The organism is Rhodoferax ferrireducens T118 (assembly GCF_000013605.1).
GTDB lineage: Bacteria > Pseudomonadota > Gammaproteobacteria > Burkholderiales > Burkholderiaceae_C > Rhodoferax > Rhodoferax ferrireducens.
The window spans coordinates 2134346-2149107 of record NC_007908.1; the positions used below are offsets into that span (position 1 = coordinate 2134346).

At 60.7% G+C, this 14762-nt stretch carries 11 protein-coding genes; 5 read left to right on the top strand and 6 right to left on the bottom strand.

Annotation, left to right across the window (positions count from 1 at the left end; translation table 11 throughout):
- Positions 1-247: 247 nt before the first annotated feature.
- The 6 genes from RFER_RS22990 to RFER_RS10050 all read right to left on the bottom strand — a co-directional run bounded on the left by RFER_RS22990 (position 248) and on the right by RFER_RS10050 (position 10420).
- Positions 248-4309: an EAL domain-containing protein gene (locus RFER_RS22990; protein ID WP_011464276.1), complete on the bottom strand. Its 4062-nt coding sequence runs from the start codon at positions 4307-4309 to the stop codon at positions 248-250.
- A gap of 171 nt (positions 4310-4480) precedes the next feature.
- On the bottom strand, positions 4481-5944 hold the full coding sequence (locus tag RFER_RS10030) for a bifunctional ADP-dependent NAD(P)H-hydrate dehydratase/NAD(P)H-hydrate epimerase (protein ID WP_011464277.1): 1464 nt from the start codon (positions 5942-5944) through the stop codon (positions 4481-4483).
- A 5-nt stretch (positions 5945-5949) separates the two neighbouring features.
- The gene (locus RFER_RS10035; protein WP_011464278.1) at positions 5950-6837 is read right to left on the bottom strand and encodes an MBL fold metallo-hydrolase; all 888 of its coding nucleotides are present in this window, start codon (positions 6835-6837) and stop codon (positions 5950-5952) included.
- A gap of 9 nt (positions 6838-6846) precedes the next feature.
- Positions 6847-7689, bottom strand: coding sequence for an HDOD domain-containing protein (locus RFER_RS10040; protein ID WP_011464279.1), 843 nt, complete (start codon positions 7687-7689; stop codon positions 6847-6849).
- 62 nt (positions 7690-7751) lie between these two features.
- Positions 7752-8978 carry an FAD-dependent oxidoreductase gene (locus RFER_RS10045; protein ID WP_011464280.1) on the bottom strand — a complete coding sequence of 409 codons (1227 nt, stop codon included), beginning with the start codon at positions 8976-8978 and terminating at the stop codon, positions 7752-7754.
- A gap of 113 nt (positions 8979-9091) precedes the next feature.
- Entirely contained in the window at positions 9092-10420 is a 1329-nt protein-coding gene (locus RFER_RS10050) for an amidase (RefSeq protein WP_041790522.1), read from the bottom strand.
- A 174-nt stretch (positions 10421-10594) separates the two neighbouring features.
- On the opposite strand from RFER_RS10050, the gene rpsB reads away from it, so the two are divergent.
- The 5 genes from rpsB (at position 10595) to RFER_RS10075 (ending at position 14755) form a co-directional block, all read left to right on the top strand.
- Positions 10595-11347, top strand: a complete 753-nt coding sequence (rpsB, locus tag RFER_RS10055) for a 30S ribosomal protein S2 (RefSeq protein ID WP_011464282.1) — start codon at positions 10595-10597, stop codon at positions 11345-11347.
- An 87-nt stretch (positions 11348-11434) separates the two neighbouring features.
- Complete coding sequence (gene tsf / locus RFER_RS10060; protein ID WP_011464283.1) at positions 11435-12358, top strand: translation elongation factor Ts; 924 nt, start codon at positions 11435-11437, stop codon at positions 12356-12358.
- A gap of 109 nt (positions 12359-12467) precedes the next feature.
- Positions 12468-13190, top strand: a complete 723-nt coding sequence (pyrH, locus tag RFER_RS10065) for a UMP kinase (RefSeq protein ID WP_011464284.1) — start codon at positions 12468-12470, stop codon at positions 13188-13190.
- A gap of 60 nt (positions 13191-13250) precedes the next feature.
- On the top strand, positions 13251-13811 hold the full coding sequence (frr, locus tag RFER_RS10070) for a ribosome recycling factor (RefSeq protein ID WP_011464285.1): 561 nt from the start codon (positions 13251-13253) through the stop codon (positions 13809-13811).
- A 98-nt stretch (positions 13812-13909) separates the two neighbouring features.
- Entirely contained in the window at positions 13910-14755 is an 846-nt protein-coding gene (locus RFER_RS10075) for a phosphatidate cytidylyltransferase (RefSeq protein WP_011464286.1), read from the top strand.
- The last annotated feature ends 7 nt before the right edge of the window (positions 14756-14762 follow it).

Genomic DNA, 14762 nt, shown 5'->3' on the forward strand with positions numbered 1-14762 from the left:
TTGACCGTGGGGGCTTCTTTCAATAGGCGTTGACGCCGGGACAGCGCTTGTGCAGTGCAGAGAATAATGGTTTTTCCAGGATTGGCGCTAGGTGTTTGCGATGAGACGGGTGCGTTTTGGGTACTGCCGCAACAGGTTGGTTCAAAATTGACCTGCACTCTTGATGCAGGTCAGCGCCACTGCTTATTTATATAAAATGAGCCTCTAGTCCACGTTCAGTCTGCATTTAATGCTATCTATTTAGTAGCTATTGAAGGGTTGCCATGAGCGACGGGTGGTCCGTGCCGCCCGCGGCAACCCAGGCTGCATCGCGCTGCCAGCTTGCCGCCCAGGCCGGAAAGAGGTCGGCGGGCATGGGCCGCGCAATGCCGAAGCCTTGCCCCAGATCGCAGCCCAGTTGCAGCAGCAAGGTGCCGTGGGCAATGGTCTCCACACCTTCGGCAATGACGTTGCGCCGAAACGCACCGGCCAGGCCGATAACACCCTGCAAAATGGCCATGTCGTCGGGGTCGTCGAGCATGTCGCGCACAAAGCTCTGGTCAATCTTGAGCAGATCGACTTGCAGACGTTTGAGGTAGGTCAGCGACGAATAGCCGGTACCAAAATCGTCCAGGGCAAACAGCACCCCCATTTCCCGGCATTCTTCAATCGATTGCGACACGCCAACCCAGTCTTCGAGGGCACTGGTCTCCAGCACCTCGATTTCCAGCTGAAACGGCTTGACCCCGGGTTGTGCGGCCAGCAGCTCGCGCAGGCGTGGCACGAAGTCGGCCTGCTGGAGCTGGCGTGCGCCGACGTTGACGCTAATCGGCATGTCCAGCCCGTCGGCCTGCCAAAGCTCGTTCTGGATCAGCGCGGTGGCGATCACCCACTCGCCAATATCGACGGCCAGCGGATGATCCTCGATCACGGGCAAAAACAGGGCCGGGGCAAGCAGCCCTTTTTCGGGATGTTGCCAGCGAATCAGCGCTTCAGCACCAATCACGGCGCCGGTGCGCATGTTGACCTTGGGCTGGTAATAGAGCACGAATTCACGTCGGTCAAGCGCCTGGCGGATGCGCTCCAGGCTCTCATGATGTCCGCGCGCGCTGCGGTCTTGTGCCGCGTCAAAAAAGTGGTAGCGGTTTTTGCCCGCCAGCTTGGCCTGGTACATGGCCTGATCGGCCTGGCGCAGCAACTGGTCAGCTTCCATCTCATCGACCTGCGGATAAAAGGTCACACCCAGGCTGGCCGAAACTTGCAGCGCCAGATCGCCCAGGCGCACCGGTTCGGCCGCCGCCGCCAACAAGCGGCTGAGCATGGGCGCGCTGGCCTTGCTGTCGCTCAGATCGAGCAGCACCGCCACGAACTCGTCGCCACCAATGCGCGCCAGCGTGTCGCCCTCGCGCAGGGTCTGCTTCATGCGGGTGGCGACTGTCATGAGCAGCAGATCGCCGGCTTCATGGCCATGGCGGTCGTTGATGGCCTTGAAGCCGTCGAGGTCGAGGTAGGCCAGCGCCAGCATCTGGCCACGGCGCTGCGCCTGCGCCATGGCTTGCTGCAAGCGGTCGGCCAGCAGCACCCGGTTGGGCAAGTTGGTGAGGGCGTCAAAGTGGGCAATGTGTTCGAGCTCGTGTTGGTGCGCCTTGATGGCGCTGATGTCGGAAAACAGCGCGACATAGTTCTGGACCTGGCCCTGGTCCGTGCGCACGGCGCTGATGGTGAGCATCTCGGGGTACAACTCGCCGTTTTTGCGCCGGTTCCAGATTTCACCGTACCAATGGCCTTGTTCGCCCAGGTCGTGCCACATGGCGGCGTAAAACGCCTTGTCCTGGCGGCCCGAGCCCAGCACTCGCGGGTTCTGGCCCAGCACTTCGTCCCGGCTGTAGCCGGTGATGCGGCAAAAAGCCTCATTGACATCAATGATGGTGGCGCGTGCGTCGGTGATGGCGATGCCCTCGCGGGCATGGCTGAAGACGTTGGCCGCAAGTTGCAGCTTGTCGTGCGCCAGTTTGCGCTCGGAGATGTCGCGAAAAGCAGTCCGGATGGCCGCTAGCCCCTCGTAAATAATCGAAGTGCTCTGGACTTCCACGTCAATCGGCGTGCCATCGAGCCTGAGATATTTTTCATCGATCAGAGGCGCCGCATGGCCGGTGTTGGTGATGTGCCTGACGCGCGCCGTGGCGACTTGATGGGAATCCGGATGAATCAAATCAAGGAGGGCCTTGCCGACCAGTTCTTGCGCTGTGCGGGCACCAAACATCGCGATGGCGGCTGGATTGAGATAAATGATGCGCAGCTCACGATGGACCAGGATCGCGGCGGGTGATTCCTCGATCAGGGTGCGAAAACGTTCTTCGCTGTCGCGCATTTTTTTGGCCGCGGCTTGTCCTTCAATCACGATGGCGGCGATCCGGGCAAAGCGCTCAACCGAGGCAATTTCAGCCGACGTCGGCGTGTGGGTGGTGTGGTGGTAGCTGGCAAAGGTTCCCAGCACCTGGCCCAGGGAGGAAAGAATGGGCTGCGACCAGCAGGCGCCCAAGTCGGCGCGTGCCGCGAGTTCCTTGTAGCGCTGCCAATACACATGGGTTGCAATGTCGCTGACGATGACGCGCTCCGCGGTAAAGGCGGACGTGCCGCAGGAGCCGGCACCGGCGCCGATTTCAATGCCGTCGATGGCCGCGTTATAAAAGTCGGGCAGACTCGGCGCCACACCTTGGCCCAGATGCTGGCCGTCGCCGCTGAGCAGCAAGATGCTGCACAGCATGGTGGGGTTGAGTTGCTCCACGCCGCGCACCAGGGCTTCAAGAATGAGGGGCAGTGGCTCACCGCTTGCCAGAAGCTCCAGAATGCGGCTGCGAAGTTGCTCGAATTTCCCGACCTGGATCCGTTCGGTGATGTCCGTAATGACACCGACAAAGCAATGTTGATGGGTGCTGGCGTCGTGGAAGCCGCGGCACGCCAGGTGGCCCCAGAATTCGGATTCGTCGGCGCGCCAATACAGGCGCTCCAAATCGGAGGACGAGACTTTGTTGGCCAGCAAAGCCAGCATGTTCTGTTGTCCGACATTGCGCTCCGCCGGGTGCACCAGGCTGACGTAGTCATGCCCGATCAGGGTGTCGAGCGGGCAACCGAACATCTCGGCCATGCGCTGGTTGGCTTGCGTGATGCGGCCCTGTGAGTCGATGACAAAGATGGCGGCGCTGGAGGTGTCAAGAATCTGCTTGAGCAGGGTCTCACGCTGGTGCAGGTGAGCCAGCAGGTGATTGAAGCCATCAATCAAGTGGCCAATTTCGTCCGGGTGAGCGACGGGCAGCGCGATCGGAAATGTCTGGGCTGTGGGCAGGGCCACCAAGGTTTCGGCGGTGGCGAGCAGCGGCGCCAGTTGCCGGCGCAGCATCCACCATGTCAGGCCGCCCGCCAGCAGGGTCAGCAGCACGGTGGCCAGCACAATACGCCGCTGCATGGCGTCGATGGGTGCAAAGGCTTCGGCGGTGGGCAATGCCGCCGCCACGTACCAATCGGCCAGCGTGATGCCCTTGGCCGAGGTCAGTGTTTCCACCTCAAAGGGGTCAACGAAAATTGCGGAACCCTCATAACCCTGCATGAAGCGGTCAATCAGGCGGTTGACGCCGGGCGCAGGCGCTGCCTCCATGACCCGTTTTTTGTCGGTGTTGGTGATCACCATCCGGGCTGGTCGCGCAACCAGCAGATAGCTGCCAGTCTTGCCATAACGGCCCTGGCTGATCGGGTCCAGCAGATTAGGCAATGTTAGATTGATCATGCCAGCCAGAGCCCCGATCACCTGGCCCTGTGGATTGCGAATGGGCGCCGCCATGGTGATCAGTGGCGCTGGCAGCGCCTTGTCCATCACCGGCTGACCGACCGTTGTGCGCCCCTGCCGCAGCGCGGCGGCAATCGCCCCGATCGCCAGGGTAGTAACGCCGATCCGTTCCTTGGCGAACGGCACCGCGTGGCTGACCGTGCCGTCCAGCGTGGTGACGATGACGCCGGCATTGAATAGACCGCGAAAAACCGGCTGTGCCTCCAGGAATTCTTGCAGTGCGGCGTCATGACGCAGCAGGGCCGGATCCATGCGTTCGGCCACCTGATCCAGTGCTACCAAACGTTCTTCCAATTTGTGACTGATCCCTGCCGCCACCCCAGTCACGCTCGCCAGTTGCTGGTCCCCCAATTGCTGCTGCATGTCCGCGCGCAACATGCGACTGGCAAACAGCGCCAGCGCCCAGATACTGAGCACAAAAATTGTCAGCGAAAAGAGGGTCACGCGGGCCTTGAGCGAGTGTGACTGAAAGATATTCAAATCCATGCCGATTTTGAATTGGGGTGCTTTCTTACCTTTTTGCTCAACGCCACGCCGTTGATGACTCTGGGTGCCGTATTGTGCATCTGCTTGATGGGCACTGCCGCTGGCTGCTGTCTACTCCCTGATTGATATGAAACTGGCCTCCAGCCCTTGTATTTATTGCATTAGTAGCTATTAATGTAATAGTAGACGAGACAAGGCTCCAGCCGTCAAGGCGCGCCCGGGGGGCCACCGATCGGCCGCCAGACCGTGCTGGTAGACCGCCTGGCAAGCGGCCTCAAAAGCGTCCAGGCCGCCCGCCAGGCGCGCGCCAATCAGCCCCGCCAATACATCGCCCGTACCTGCGGTGGCCAGGCGGGCGTTGCCGGTGGGATTGATGACGGAGGTCTGGCCGGGGGCAGCCATCAGCGTGCCCGAACCTTTGAGCACCACGGTGCAGTGATAGCGCTCGGCCAGTTGCCCGCAAGCGGCTAGGCGATCCGCCTGGACCTGTGCGGCGCTGGTGCCCAGCAGGCGCGCGGCTTCCAGTGGGTGCGGTGTCAGCACGGTGGCGGCACCACGCTGGCTGCGCTCGGTCAGCAAGGTTTGAAGCTTGGTGTCATTTGCTATTACATTTATAGCATCTGCATCAATAACGACGGCGGCTGCAGCCGATAAAATCCTGGGCAGCTGCGCACAAATGGCGTCCCCGCCACCACAGCCGCAAACAACCGTCATGGCGGACAGCTCAAGTGCCTCGACCGGTCGGAACATCAGCTCGGGTTGGCTGGTATCCACGCTCAGCGTGCCACCGTCGAGCAAGCCGACAAAAACCCGCCCGGCGCCCGCGTGCAGCGCGGCCGACGCTGCCAGCAGGGCGGCACCGGTCATGCCGGGTGCGCCGCCCACCACGGCGATATCGCCGTAGCTGCCTTTGTGCGAGGCATGCGGGCGCTCGGCCGCCGGCGGCGCGCCTGCCAGCCAGGCCGTTGGTGCAAGCGGTTGTTGCGCCAGGGCGGTGAGTTGATCCACGCCGAGGTCAGCCAGCCAGACGCTGCCAGCGGCGTCGCGCCCATGCGCGGTGAACAAGCCGGGTTTGAGTGTGAGCAGGCTCAAGGTGTGCGTGGCCTTGACGCTCAGTTGCGTCACGGCGCCGGTGTCGGCGTGCAGGCCGGTGGGCAAGTCCACCGCCAGCACCGCCTGCTTGCTGGCGTTGATCAACCTGATCCAGTCGGCCATGCGACCGTCGGGCTCGCGTACCTGGCTGCCGATGCCCAGCAAGGCATCAATGCACAAATCAAACGCGTCGGGCGGCGTCTGCGAGAAGGTGACGCCGGCCTGCAGCGCACGCTGGTAAGAAGCCGCGGCATCTGCTGGCGCCGTGTCTGCGCTGCCGAGCCAGGTGAGCACCGGCTGCTTGCCCCAGCGCTGCAAGTGCATGGCGGCCTCCAGCCCGTCGCCGCCGTTGTTGCCGGGCCCGCAGGCGATCCAGATGCGCCGGGCGTGCGGCGCCAGGGCGAGCGCCAGTTGCGCCACGGCCAGCCCGGCGCGCGCCATCAGGGTGTGAGCGGGCAGGGCGGCCTGTGCCGCCTGCTCCATGGCGCGTGTGGCCGCCACGTTGAACAAGGCGTGGCGGGTTCGGAAGTCTATTTTTTGCATCGGTTCTAAAACTCGTAGGTTTCGCCCTCGCGCGCGAGTCGAACCTCGGGGCCACCGGGGAGCGGCGGGTTGTCAAGCAGCACTTGGCGGAAAGCGGCTTCGAGTGCATCGTCGCTGCGGGTCGGTTCATGGTGCGTGCAAAACAGCATCTTGGCGCCAGCCGCCTTGGCGTACGCCATGCTGGAGTTGAAGGTGCCGTGGCCCCAGCCTTTTTTGGCCGGGTATTCCGCTTCAGTGTAGGAACTGTCGGCAATCAGCACGTCGACGCCGTGCATGGCGCGCAGGATGCTGTGGGCTTTTTCATCAATGAAACCCTGGTACTCGTCGTAGCTCTCGTCGCCGGGTTCGTAGATGTTGAGCGGCGGCTCATGGTCTCCGGTAAAGAACACCGACTTGCCGTTGGCTTCAATGCGGTAGCCGAAGTCAATCACGGGGTGATTCATGAGAAAAGGTGTGACCGTGGCGGAGCCAATCTGCAGGCTCTGCTCGGGCTTGAGCGTGACGTATTCCATGCGCGCCTTCATCTCGGCCTCGCGCACCGGGAAATAGCTGTACTGCAGTTGCACCGCCATCACCTGCTCCACGCCCTTGCCCGACACCGGGTCAAACGCACCATGCAGGCGCAAGGTGTTGCCGGGAATGAAGTTGGGGATGAAAAACGGCAGGCCCTGAATGTGGTCCCAGTGCGAGTGGCTGATGAACACGTTGGCAGTCACCGGCAGCTCGGCCAGCAGCGTCTGCGACAGCGGAAAAATGCCGGTGCCGGCGTCCAGGATGATCAGCTCGTTGTTGTCGGTGCGAATCTCGATGCAGGTGGTGTTGCCGCCATAACGCACGGTGCTCGGGCCGGGTGAAGCAATGGAGCCGCGCACGCCCCAAAATCTGATTTTCATGCAGTGACCTCAAACTTTTGAAAATATTTTGGCTTCTTCCAGCAGGGGTGCCAGGTCGCCCAAAGAGACAATCAGTTCGTCCAAGGTGCCACCCAGCCGCTGCGCAATAGCGGGTGGCAGTTGTTCGATGTAGGGGTTGCCGGCAAAGCCGAATTCGAGCTTCTTGCTGATCTGGTTGGCGGCAAAGACACAGGCGATCATCGGTGTGTCTTTGATTTCCGGGCCGTACTGGTAGCGAATGGTTTCCACCAGGTCGGCCGGGAAACGCCATTTTTCGACCAGCATCGCACCGACGACCGCGTGATCAGCACCGATCACGTCTCGCAGCGCCAGGTGCAGTGAGCTCTCGTTCCATTGGCTGGTTTCCAGGGCCTTGCGAAATTCGGTCGGCATGAACTGCGCGAACACCACCTTGCCAAAATCGTGCAGCAGGCCGGCAATAAAACAGTCCATCGGGTCGGCATCATCCAGACGCAAGGCCAGCTGCTTGGCGATGGCCGCCGTGGACAGCGAGTGAATCAGGTACTGCGCGCCGTCAAAACCGGCCGCATTGCTGGCCGGCAGCATGCCGATGGCGGCGATGCTCAAGGCCAGGTTTTTGATGGTGTTAAAGCCCAAGTAAACCACCGCATGGTTGATGGAGGTGATCTGCTTGGGCAGGCTGTAGTAAGCCGAGTTGACCACGCGCAGCACCTTGACCGTGACCACCGGATCCTTGTCAATGACTTGCACCAGATCCTTGGGCGAGCAGTTGACGTCGCGCGTGAGTTCCAGGATCTTTTGCACGCTTTTGGGAAACGCAGGCATGCCGTCCACGGCGGCGGCGAGTTTTAAAGAGAGTTCAGGGCTCATGCGGGAATTTTCTGTGAACCGGTTAGGCTGACAATGTAGCAGGCCCTGATGAATGTCTTGTTTTAGCGCCCCAGCCGTTCGATGCCGAATGCGTTGACGTCGAGGTCAGGTGGTCTGCCCGCCATCAGGTCGGCCAAAACACGGGCTGAGCCGCAACTCAAGGCCCAGCCACTGGCCCCATGCCCCAGGTTCAGCCACAGGCCCGGCACACCGCTGGCGCCCACAACCGGCGCCCCGTCGGGCAACATCGGGCGTGCACCTTTCCACTCCTGCACGCCGCTTGACAGTTTGGCGGCGCCCGGGAACCAGTCATGCAACACCCGGTAGAGGGTTTGCAGGGCGTCGGCCCGGTTTCTTCCAGGTACGCCGCCCAGTTCGGCCAGGCCTGACACGCGCACCCGGTTGCCCAGGCGGGTGATAGCCACTTGGTGGCGCCGATCGATGACGCCACTGCGCGGCGCGTTGAGCGGCTCGCGAATAGGCGCGCTGATGGAGTAGCCATGGACGGCGGCCAGCGCCAGCCTGATGCCCAGCGGGCCGAGCAAGCGCGCCGAATCGGTCCCCGCGCAGATCACAGCGGCGTCAAAGGGGCGGGCGCCGGTTTCGCCGGCGACCGTGAGCGTGACGCCGCCGGCGCTGCTGATGTGTGTGACTTCGGTGTTGAACTCAAATTTGACGCCACAGCGTTGCGACTCGTTTTTGAGCAGCAGGGCAAACTGGCGGCAGTTGGCGACCTCCGCATCGATGAGTTGAATGGCACCAAAAAATGGCGTGTCCGGACTCAAGGCCGGCTCCAGCTTGCGGACGTCGGGTGCGCTCAGTTCCTTGAAATCCCGGCCCGCTTCACGCATCAGCTGCAGACCAGGCTGTACCATTTTGCTGTCCTGCTCGGAGCGCAGCAACATCAGGAGACCCTCGCTGCGTTCGTAGTCCAGTTTTAAATCCGCCGTGATGTGGTGCAAACGTTCACGGCTGTAGCTGGCCAGGCTCTGCCTCTGAGCCTGACTGGCCCGATGGCGGTCAAGCCGACGGGCGCGGCGCCACTTCCAGAACCAGGCCAGCTCGTGAGCCGAAATTGGCCAGCTCAGTCTGATGGGGGTAGGGCGGCTGAAAATAGGGCTCACTTCCCGGTTCGGCATGCCGGGTGCCACGATGCCGGCATTGGCAAAACTGGCTTCTTCGGCTGCGGCACCACAGCGTTCCAGCACGGTGACATCGTGCCCATCACGGCTCAGCTCATAGGCCGTGGTGACGCCGATGATGCCGGCGCCAATAACTGCAATCTTCATGAATCCCTTTATTCTTGCAAACCTTGCGGGACAGACCGTAGCGAAGCGGAACTCTGTCTTAAACTAACTGATGAAATGGCCTCTAGCCACCGTGTATTATGCACAATGTGCTATTATTTTTGTAGTATTCGCTCGATCTGCAGCGCGATATTGAGCACGGTGTCGTCGCGCAACGCACCGGCCCAGACCATCAAACCCACGGGTAACTCATCGGCGGTCTGGCACGGCAGCGACAGCGCGCAGCCATCGAGCATGTTGACCACGCTGGGGTTGCGCAGCAGCAGGGCGTTGACGCGCAAGAAAGCAGCGTCGCGCGCGAGGCCTGGTGCCAGCTCCGCCATGGGTGGTGCCACGATCGGGACGGTGGGCGACAACACCGCGTCAAAGCCCTGCAGGGCCGATGCCATCTGGCTGATCCAGCGTTGCCGCTCGCGCAGCAGCGTGATGTAGTCATAGGCACTCATGCTGGCGCCGCGCTGGATGCGGCTTGCCACGCGTGGGTCGTAAGCAGCGGCGTTGCGCTCAAGTAACTGGCGATGCCAAACGTAACTCTCGGCCGCCGCCAAGCTGCCAGCGGCCTGAATCGACTGCAGCTGGCCGATCTCGGTCAGGTTGACTTCTTCAACCTGGGCTCCGGCCCGGCGCAGGGTGGCCAGGGTGCGCTGCCAGGCGCGTGAAACGGTGTCGTCCAGCTCGTCCTGCATCAGGGTGCGGGCAACGGCCAGGCGGTAGGCGGCCAGTGGCGCGGAGCTGCGCGTCACCTGGCGCTGGGCCAGCAGCTCGTGCGCCAGCATCGCGTCACGCACGCTGCGGGTCATGGCGCAGACCGTGTCAAGTGTGGTGGACAGTGGCAGAGCACCTTGGGTCGGCACCAGGCGGGCGGTGCTTTTAAAGCCAACAATGCCGTTCAGAGCGGCCGGGATGCGGATGGAGCCGCCGGTGTCGCTTCCCAGACCGATGAAGGCGGCGCCGGTAGCGACTGATACGCCAGCGCCCGACGAGGAGCCACCGGGAATGCGTGGCACATCGGTGCTGCACGGGTTGACCGGTGTACCAAAGTGTGGATTGGTGCCGACGCCCGAGAATGCAAATTCCACCATATGGGTGCGCCCCATGAAGGCGGCGCCAGCGCGGCGCAAACGCGCAACGGCCGGGCTGTCTTGCTCGGCGGGCGGGTTGTCCTTGAGGACCACCGAGCCGGCGCAGGTGGTTTGTCCGGCCACATCAAACAGGTCCTTGATGGAAACGGCCAGGCCCGCCAGCGGCTTGGTCTGGATGCCCGGGGTGTTGGCGATGGCGCGGGCCTCGTCAAATGTGGTCTGCACGAAGGCATGCTGGCAGGCAGGTGATTGCGCGGCCTGAATGGCCCGCTCAATTTCGCTTGTTGCCTGGGTTTGGCCAGTGCGCAAGCGCTGCCGGGTGGTGTGGAGGTCTGAAAGCATGGAATCGCAGGCTATAATTGTCAGGCTTTGCTGGGTGGCCCAAGTGGCTATTTGGTGAGCAAAACAGCAAACCAGTTTCATCAAGGTGTTGCAACTTTTTACCGGCGCATCAGTAGCGCCATCGAAAAGTGGCAAAAACGAACTGGATTTTAGACCTAACCTTTGGAATTAATTATGGCAATTACCATGCGCGAAATGCTGGAAGCCGGTGTCCATTTTGGCCACCAAACCCGCTTCTGGAACCCCAAAATGGCCCCGTTCATCTTCGGCCATCGCAACAAGATTCACATCATCAACCTGGAAAAATCGTTGCCGATGTTCCAGGAGGCCGCCAAGTTTGCGAGCCAGGTTTCCGCCCGGCGCGGCACCGTGCTGATGGTGGGTACCAAACGCCAGGCACGTGAGACCGTCGCCCTGGAAGCCCAGCGTGCCGGCGTGCCTTATGTTGACCAGCGTTGGCTCGGCGGCATGTTGACCAACTTCAAGACGGTCAAGACCTCCATCAAACGCCTCAAAGACATGAAGATCCAGCAAGAAGCGGGTCTGGACAGCTTGAGCAAGAAAGAGCAGCTCATGTTCGCCCGTGAGCTGGCCAAGCTCGAACGCGACATTGGCGGCATTCAGGATATGACGGTGCTGCCGGATGCGATTTTCGTGATTGACGTCGGTTTCCACAAAATTGCGATTGCCGAAGCCAAAAAGCTCGGCATTCCCCTGATTGCCGTGGTCGACACCAATCACTCGCCTGAAGGAATTGATTACATCATTCCTGGCAATGATGACTCATCCAAGGCGGTTATTTTGTATGCTCGCGGCATTGCCGATGCGATCATTGAAGGTCGTTCCAATGCGGTGGACGATGTGGTCAAGGCCGTCGTCGCTGAGAGCTCTGACGAATTTGTTGAAGTGAATGAAACAGCAGCCTGAGCTGTCTGCTGCCCTAAAAAAAAGGGGGCTTCTGGGCCCCTTTTTTGAGTCCCCATTTAAATATTTGAACTGATGACGGAGAAAAAAATGGCTGCAATTACCGCAAGCATGGTGGCTGAACTGCGTGGCAAGACGGATGCTCCCATGATGGAATGCAAGCGCGCCTTGACCGAGGCGCAAGGTGACATGGTCAAGGCGGAAGAGTTGCTGCGCGTCAAGCTTGGCAGCAAAGCCGGCAAGGCTGCTGGACGCATTACCGCCGAAGGCGTGATCACCAGCTACATGGAGGCTGACGTCGGCGCTTTGCTCGAAGTCAACTGCGAAACCGACTTTGTCACCAAGAACGACAGCTTTTTGGCATTGGCCAATGCGGCGGTCAAGCTGATTGCGCAGAACAATCCCGCTGACCTGGCGGCGCTGGCTGCCTTGCCTTACACCCAGGATGGTTTTGGGCCGACGCTTGAAGATGTGCGCAAGGGCCTGATCGGCAAGATCGGCGAGAACATGAGCTTTCGCCGCTTCAAACGTTTTGCGTCAGGTGCCAAGCTGGCCTCTTATTTGCACGGCACCCGCATTGGCGTCGTGGTTGAGTTTGACGGTGACGCCACTGCCGCCAAGGACGTGGCGATGCACGTCGCTGCCATGAAGCCGGTGGCTTTGTCCAGCGACGATGTCCCGGCCGAACTGGTGGCCAGGGAGCGTTCCGTGGCAGCCGCCAAGGCAGCTGAAGATGCTTCCGTGGCGACGGCTGCTGGCAAGCCGGTTCAGTCGGCCGAGATCGTCGCCAAGCGCATTGAAGGCGGCGTACAAAAATACCTCAAGGAAGTATCGCTGTTTAACCAGTCATTTGTGAAGAATGACAAGCAGACGGTTGAGCAGATGCTCAAGGCCACGGGTACGACGGTGAAGGCGTTTACGCTGTACGTGGTGGGTGAAGGCATCGAGAAGAAAGTCGAGGACTTTGCCGCTGAAGTGGCGGCCCAGATGGCGGCTGCCAAACAGGCCAGCTGATTGCCCTTGCCCCTGCGAAAACCAGGTATTTCAATCCGGGTTCAGATCGAAACCATAGATCTGAATTTGGATTTACCCCGCTCAACCGTCATCACATCAGGAGTTCATCATGTCCGTCGCCAAACCAGCCCATAAGCGTATTTTGCTCAAGCTGTCAGGCGAGGCCTTGATGGGCGATGACCAGTTCGGTATTAACCATGACACTATCGTGCGCATGGTCGACGAGATCGCTGAGGTGACACGTTTGGGCGTGGAGGTGGCGGTCGTCATTGGCGGTGGCAATATTTTTCGGGGTGTGGCGGGTGGCTCGGTCGGGATGGATCGGGCGACTGCCGATTACATGGGCATGTTGGCCACCGTCATGAATGCCCTTGCCCTGGGTGACACCATGAACAAGGCGGGGCTGACCGCACGCGTCATGTCGGCCATTGCGATTGAACAGGTGGTGGAGCCCTATGTTCGACCCAAGGCGCTGCAATACCTTGAAGAAGGCAAAGTGGTGATTTTTGCGGCCGGTACCGGCAACCCGTTTTTCACCACCGACACCGCTGCCGCTTTGCGTGGCGCTGAAATCGGCGCCGAGGTGGTGCTGAAGGCGACCAAGGTCGATGGTGTTTACACCGCCGATCCCAAGAAAGACCCGCAGGCTACTCGTTACAGCAAAATTTCATTTGATGACGCGATGACGCAAAACCTGGGCATCATGGATGCCACTGCGTTTGCCTTGTGCCGCGATCAAAAACTACCCATCAAAGTGTTCTCCATATTGAAACATGGTGCCCTCAAGCGTGTGGTGATGGGCCAAGATGAGGGCACGCTGGTTTATGCCTGACCGTGTCAAAATCGCATTTTTTTGAACAGTGTCCTTTGAACAGTCGAGTGAGGAATAAACATGACGATTGCCGAGATAAAAAACACGGTTGAAGGCAAGATGGACCAATCCATCGAAGCGTTTAAACACAACCTGACCAAGATTCGGACCGGTCGCGCCAACCCTGCGTTGCTGGACACCGTGCACGTTGACTATTACGGTGCCATGCTGCCGATCAGCCAGGTGGCCAATGTGTCCTTGCTGGATGCCCGAACCATCAGTGTGCAACCCTGGGAAAAGGGGATGGGCGCCAAGATCGAAAAAGCCATTCGCGACAGCGATCTGGGACTCAACCCGTCGTCCATGGGTGACTTGATCCGCGTCCCGATGCCAGCCATGTCGGAGGAGCGACGCAAGGAGCTCTCCAAAGTGGTTCGCGGTGAAGGCGAAGGCGCCAAGATCGCGATACGCAATTTGCGCCGTGATGCCAATGAAGCGATCAGAAAAGCCGTCAAGGACAAGCTGGCCTCGGAAGATGAGCAAAAACGCTGCGAGACCGACATTCAGAAAGTGACTGACCGGCACGTCATCGTGATCGACCAACTGGTGGCTGCCAAAGAGCAAGACATCATGGCGGTCTGATTTGCACCAAGCTTGCCTCAGGTGTTTCCTCCCCCATCGCCATGCAGATCAGCTTGTCATGCCGACTGTTGTGCGTGGTTTGGCTTGAGAACCAATAGATGTTGAAGCAGCGTGTTATCACCGCCCTGGTCATGCTGCTTATCTTGCTGCCAGCGATGTTCTATCGCTCGCCTGAGCCATTTTGTGCCATCGCCCTGTTGCTGATTGTTGCCGGTGGGTGGGAGTGGGCTCGCCTGAACGGCTATTCCCAGTCGGCCTCGCTTGGCGCTGGGCTGGTCTGCGGGCTGCTGTGTGCTGCGGCTTGGTGGTCAGGCTGGCTGGAGCGATCGCTGGGCGGGCTCTGGATGACTGCTGGTGCTGTTTGGGTGCTGGCTGGCGCCTGGGTGTTGCACCGTGGTGTGTCGGCCTGGTCGGCCCATCCGCGGGCGCTGCGGCTGTTGGCGGGTCTGCTGGCGCTGTGCCTGGCCTGGCTGGCAGTGGCGCAGGCGAGGGTGATTGGCATTAATTTTTTGCTCTCCATCCTGGTGCTGGTGTGGGTGGCGGACATTGGTGCCTATTTTGCGGGCCGCACCTTCGGCGGGCGTTTTAGCCGAAGCAAACTGGCGCCCAGCATCAGCCCCGGCAAAAGCTGGGAAGGTGTATGGGGCGGCATGGTAGGTGTCATTGCGCTGGCCTTTGCCTGGCGTTGGTTGGATGCCGCATGGGCCAGCACCGTACCCAGTTTTTATACCCACGTGGGTCGACAAGGTGGCTGGTTGCTGCTGATTGCCGCCATTTTCATGGCGGCGATGAGCGTTGTGGGTGACTTGTTTGAGTCGCTGGTGAAACGCAGTGCGGGCGTCAAGGACAGCAGCGGCTTGCTGCCAGGTCATGGCGGTGTATTGGACCGGGTGGACGCCTTGTTGCCTACCTTGCCGCTGGCCATGATGCTTTACTCTGTGTGACGGTGCC